The organism is Sporolactobacillus shoreicorticis (assembly GCF_024125445.1).
Taxonomy (GTDB): domain Bacteria; phylum Bacillota; class Bacilli; order Bacillales; family Sporolactobacillaceae; genus Sporolactobacillus; species Sporolactobacillus shoreicorticis.
In genome coordinates this window covers 1-544 of sequence record NZ_JAMXWM010000102.1, presented here as the reverse complement: position 1 = coordinate 544, position 544 = coordinate 1, and the positions used below count along the sequence as shown (strand labels likewise).

The following is a 544-nucleotide window of genomic DNA, read 5'->3' as shown; positions in this document are numbered from 1 at the left end:
TCGGCCATTTATTCCGCCATCCTTCCGGAAAATACACATGATCCATCACCCAAGTTGCATTGGATAGAATCCTAGCAATCTTGTTTTTGCTCTGGTGAAACCAGCTAATTTTTGCTTTATTTGATCGATACTTCTGCCTGAGGATCCGTTCTACACTCCGGGCGAATCCGCGACCGCCGTTATTCGATTCGATCCATGCTAGATTGACTTTATTTCCATGAATTTTTTTAGCAAGCAATGGCTCCGTAATCTCCATCGCGTCCTTTGTAAAGATCGTGTCCAAGATATACGCCTCATCATCGAAGGTTTCACCAAAAATAAAAGAAGCCAAGTAATCGGCTCCTTCATCAGCGGTATCGGTATAACTGGCTATGCGCTTGAACACCGGCAGGCTGCTCGCTTGGTACGTTTTAAAACTCGAATACAGCTTGCCTTTCACATCAATGGGCTCCTGCTGATAGTTTGCTGCCGCAATGTCAGCGCCCATTGTCTTCGTTTTCCGTTCATATTCTTCTCTCGTCAAAATCTCATCGCAGAGCATAGA

General features: G+C 45.0%; 1 protein-coding gene. It reads right to left on the bottom strand.

Going from position 1 to position 544, the window contains the following annotated elements:
• On the bottom strand, positions 1-544 hold a 544-nt coding region (terL, locus tag NIE88_RS22190), incomplete at both ends, for a phage terminase large subunit (protein ID WP_253065731.1).